Source organism: Pauljensenia hongkongensis (genome assembly GCF_001746855.1).
In the GTDB taxonomy this organism is placed as follows: Bacteria; Actinomycetota; Actinomycetes; order Actinomycetales; family Actinomycetaceae; genus Pauljensenia; species Pauljensenia hongkongensis.
In genome coordinates this window covers 1,913,690-1,918,535 of sequence record NZ_CP017298.1, presented here as the reverse complement: position 1 = coordinate 1,918,535, position 4,846 = coordinate 1,913,690, and the positions used below count along the sequence as shown (strand labels likewise).

Sequence of the window (4,846 nt, the reverse complement as noted above, 5' to 3'; positions counted from 1 at the left end):
CGCACCAGGGCGTCCAGCGCCGCGCGCTCGCCCGCCCCGGCGCCGCCGCCGATGCCGGCCTGGCCGCGCCATTGCGGCGAGGCGGGGTCCAGGCCCAGCACGTCCAGCATGGAGCGCACGAGCACCTGCTCGCGGCGGACCGCCTCCGCGTCCCCGGAGCCGAGGGCGACGTTGCCGGCCTTGAGGTGCTCGTGGGCGACCGCGAGCGCCCCGGCGACGTTGAGGTCGTCGTCCATCGCCTCGCGGAAGGCCGCGGGGAGCCCGTCGGCGGGGATCGCGACCTCCTCGGCCCCCGCCTCGCCGACCGCCTCGATGGCGCGCGACACGAAACCGCTGAACCTGGCCCACGCGGAGGCGGCGTTGTCCAGGGTCTCGGGGCCCCATTCGATCGCGGAGCGGTGGTGGACGGTGGACAGCGCCCACCGCACGGCCACAGCGGGGTGGTCGCGCGTGAGGGCCTCCAGGGAGAGGACGTTGCCCAGGGACTTGGACATCTTCTCGCCCTTGGTGGTGACCCACGCGTTGTGCACCCACATGCGCGCGAAGGCCCATCCGGCGCCGTGGGACTGGGCCTGCTCGTTCTCGTGGTGGGGGAAGCGCAGGTCGATGCCCCCGCCGTGGATGTCGAACTCGTCGCCCAGGTAGCGCCTCGACATGGCGGAGCACTCCAGGTGCCATCCTGGCCTCCCCCTCCCCCACGGCGAGTCCCACGAGGCAGTGGCCGGCTCGCCGGGCTTCGTGGCCTTCCACAGGGCGAAGTCGCGGGGGTCGCGCTTGCCGGCCTCGACGGCGGCGTCGATCTGCGCCTCGTCCTCCGTGGTGCGCATGTCGGCGAGGCGCTGGCGGGTGAGGGAGCCGTAGTCGGGCTGGGAGTGGACGTCGAAGTAGACGTTGCCCGCGCCGTCGTCGTAGGCGTGGCCGCGCTCGACGAGACGGCGCACCAGGTCGATCTGGTCGGGGATGTGGCCGGTGGCGCGCGGCTCGTAGGTGGGGGCCTGGACGCCGAGGGCGTCGTAGGCGCTCGTGAACTCGCGTTCGTAGCGGTAGGCCCACGCCCACCAGTCCCAGCCGGCCTGGGCGGACTTGGTCAGGATCTTGTCGTCGATGTCGGTGACGTTACGCACGTACGTGACCTCGTAGCCGCTGCGGCGCAGCCAGCGGATCAGGGTGTCGAAGGAGACGGCGGCGCGCAGGTGGCCGACGTGGGGGGATCCCTGCACGGTGGCGCCGCACAGGTAGATGCCCACTTCCCCCGGGACGACGGGCTCTAGGGGGCGGACACTGGCGGTCTTCGAGTCGTACAGGCGCATGGCTGTATCCTACCCGCGCCCGCGGGCAGCCCACGCGGGAGCCCCGCCGCTGGGACTCGGTAACGGGGCCGTGGGGGGCGGACCCGCGCGCCGCAGCCGTCGGGGCCGCCCGGCAGAAGGCCGCCCGGCGGGGGGTCAGCGCCCGCCCGCGCGCTGGGCGATCAGCTCCTTGAGGGCGTCAACGGAGTTCGCCATGGGCACCACCCGCTGCCCGCCCGCCTCGATCCCGGCGAAACGCCCGGGAACGGGGGGCAGGTGGCCGGTGGCCTCCATGATCGTGTCGGCGAACTTGACGGGCAGCGCGGTCTCCATGACGACGACCGTGCCCGCCAGTTCGCCCCGCGAGGCGAGCTCGCGCGCCGCGTGGACGCCGTCGGCGGTGTGCGGGTCGATGAGGTACCCGGACTCGGCCTCAGTGCGCGCGATCTCGGCGAGGCGGTCCGCGTGCGTGGAGGAGGTGGACACGAACCCGTAGGTTTCGCGCATCGCCTGGAACTCCGGCGTGCCCGACAGGTCGAAGCACCCGTTGCGGACCAGGGCGGTCCCGAAGAGATCCGCTGTGCGCGCGCCGTCGCGGCCCAGCAGGTCGTGGACGAAGCGCTCGAAGTTCGACGCCTTCGAGATGTCCATCGACGGCGAGGAGGTGGCCAGGGTCTGGTCGCTGGAGCGGGGCCGGTAGACGCCTGTGCGGAAGAACTCGTCGAGGACGTCGTTCTCGTTGGTGGCGACCACCAGGGCGTCCAGGGGCACGCCCATCTGCCGCGCGATGTGGGCCGCGCACACGTTGCCGAAGTTCCCGGTGGGGACGACCACGCTCACGCGCTCGGGCGCCCCCGTGCCCGGATGGGTGCAGGGGGAGCCCCCGCCGGGGCCCTCCGTGGCGCGCAACCAGGTCGCGACGTAGTAGACCACCTGGGCGAGCAGGCGCGCCCAGTTGATCGAGTTGACGGCGCCCAAGTGCCAGCGGGCCTTGAAGGCGGCGTCCATGTTCACCGCCTTGACCAGGTCCTGGCAGTCGTCGAAGACGCCGTCCACTGCGACGTTGACGATGTTGTCGTCCAGCAGGGAGAACATCTGCGCCCTTTGGAAGGCGGTCATCCGCCCGGCGGGGGTGAGCATGACGACGCTGAGGCCGTCCCTGCCCCGCAGCGCGTACTCGGCCGAGGATCCGGTGTCGCCCGAGGTGGCGCCCACGATGGTGAGCCATTGGCCGCGGCGGCGGAGCTCGTGCTCGAAGAGCTCGCCGAGCAGCTGCATCGCCATGTCCTTGAAGGCCGCGGTGGGCCCCAGGGACAGGTGCGCGAGGCGCAGGTCGAATCCGGCGCCCTCCAGCGCGGTGACGGGGACGATCGCGGGGTCGGAGAAGGCGGGGGCGCTGTAGGCGCGCGAGGCCATGGCCGCGATGTCCTCCTCCGGGATGTCGTCGATGTACATCGCGAGGATCCGGGCGGCCAGGGCGGCGTAGCCCTGCTGGTCGAGAACCCGGCGCAGCGCCTCGAGGTCGTCGGCGCTCAGGCGCGGGTAGCGCTCGGGCACGTAGAGCCCCCCGTCGGGGGCGAGCCCCTCGAGGAGGATGTCGCTGAAAGGACGCGGGGATCCGGTCGTCTGCCGTGTGGAGGTGTAGCGCACGCGTCGATCCTATCGGGCGGGGGACGCCCAGGCCATGTGGACCGGGCCCCCGGCGGGCATACTGTATGGCATGGCTTCATCCGACGACCAGTGGTCCCCCTATGCCGGTGGCGCCCCCAAGGATCCCTCCGGCTCCGACGGCGGGGGCGACGCGAGGTTCCCCTACGGCCCCGGCAAGGATCTGGCGGCGCCCCCGTTCGAGCCGCAGCCCGGGTACACCGCCCGCGCCGGATCCGCGGGGAAGGGACCCGCCCCATCGGCCGCGGGGTCCGCCTCGTCGGCGCAGGCCTCGTCGGAGGCGGCCCCCTTCGGGCCCCAGCCCGGGTACACCGCCCGCGCCGAACTGGGGGGACGGGGGACGGGGCCCGCAGCGCCGAACCGTCGGCGGTCGACTGGGACGGCGCAGTCGGGCGCCGGGGCGCGCTCGGCCGGGAGCCGGGCCCGACTGGGCATGGGGAAGGTGAAAGCGTACGCGGCAGCGGCGATCGCCCTCGCCGTCGTCGCCGCGTACGTGCTCGGCCGTTCCGCCCCCACTGCGGAGCCGCCCCGCGAGCAGGGGTACACGGGCTGGGCGCAGGACTCCGGGCACCCCGCGGCCGCGTGGGCGCGGGGCGTGGACGTCGCGTGGCGCATCGACGCCCCCGGCGAGGGGAACACGCGCCCCCGCGGGCGGGTCCTGCGGTATGGGAGCACCGTGATCGCCGTGGACTCGGGGGAGGACCTGGCCGCCCGGGTCACCGCGATCGACGCCTCGGGGGCGCAGCCCGTGACCCTGTGGACCACGAACCCGCGCGACACGGATCTGATGAGCGACGCCTCCCCCTTGGTCGTGGGCGACGAGCTCGTCATGCCGGGCGCCGTCATCGACTTGGCGACCGGGAGCGCGTCCGAGGCGCCCTGGGGCAGGGACGACACCCTCGCCTACGCCAGCGGCGTCCTGGTGACGTGCACGGGGAAGGAGACCTGCTCGGGGTGGACGCGCTCGGAGGCCGTCTGGGAGCGCCAGTGGCGGGTGATCGCCGAGCAGCCCGACTACCGCACGCAGCTGTGGGACAGGAGCGTCCTGCGGGCGGGCCCCGAGGACGACACGTGGCTGCTCATCTCGAACGACCCCCAGGGGGAGGCGTCCGTCCTGCGCGCCACCACCGGGGAGGTCCGCACCATAGCGCCGGCGCCCGCCAAGGGCGCGTACGCCGTGCGCACCGCCTACGGGGCCTCCGACGGGTGGGTCCTGGTGGACGTCAACACCAAAGAGGCCGTCGCGTTCTCGCCCGAGGGGGAACAGAGCGGGACCTTCCCCGTCACCGAGCCCGTGGGATCCGGCTCCACGACCAGGACGGTCACCGCCGGGGACGGGCGCCCCACGGTCGACGGGGTCAAGCGCTTCCTCACGACCGGCAGGGCCCCGTGGTCCGACGGCACGGTGTGGATGGACGGGAAGGACTGCACGACCGTGAACTTCGCGCCCTCAGAGGACCGCAAGCCCGTCGCGGCCGCTGTCGAGAAGGAGGCCGGGCTGGCCAACGGCTCCTCGGGGGCGTGCACCCTGGTCTTCTCGCACGCGGTCGCCGGAGAGGGCGACTCCGTGCTCTTCGTCCAGCAGGGAGTGGACCCGGACAGGAAGAAGGCGCTGATCGACATGTCCGCAGGGGGCGTCGTCGGGTCGGAGGAGCTCTCGGGCATGGCAACGCCGACGTGGGTGTACGACGACCTCATCGTCGGGATCGACGCGACGGGCATCGTGGCCCTCACCCCGAAGGACGCGTAGGCGCGGGCCGGCGCGCTCCCGGGCGGAGGGGAACCGGTCCGGCTCGCCGCATCGGGGACGGGGCCGCCCATGCGCTCCCTGGGCGGAGGGGAACCGGGAGCCGGCGGGCGGACGCCGAAGGGCCGAGGCGCCGGCGGGC

The 4,846-nt window shown here is 73.7% G+C and carries 3 protein-coding genes; 1 reads left to right on the top strand and 2 read right to left on the bottom strand.

What is annotated here, in order from left to right; translation table 11 throughout:
• Positions 1-1,310: cysteine--tRNA ligase (cysS, locus tag BH719_RS07965; RefSeq protein WP_009744315.1), on the bottom strand; the 1,310-nt coding region annotated here is incomplete at its 3' end.
• 135 nt (positions 1,311-1,445) lie between these two features.
• The gene (thrC, locus tag BH719_RS07960) at positions 1,446-2,939 is read right to left on the bottom strand and encodes a threonine synthase (RefSeq protein WP_009744314.1); all 1,494 of its coding nucleotides are present in this window, start codon (positions 2,937-2,939) and stop codon (positions 1,446-1,448) included.
• A 70-nt stretch (positions 2,940-3,009) separates the two neighbouring features.
• Here thrC and BH719_RS07955 point away from each other — a divergent pair, with 70 nt between their 5' ends.
• A complete protein-coding gene (locus BH719_RS07955) occupies positions 3,010-4,707 on the top strand; it encodes a hypothetical protein (protein ID WP_245683280.1) in 1,698 nt (565 codons plus the stop codon).
• Positions 4,708-4,846 lie beyond the last annotated feature (139 nt).

Coding starts and splice junctions, on each gene's coding strand:
- BH719_RS07955 (WP_245683280.1), top strand. CDS start 3,010: ATGGCTTCATCCGACGACCAGTGGTCCCCCTATGCCGGTGGCGCCCCC.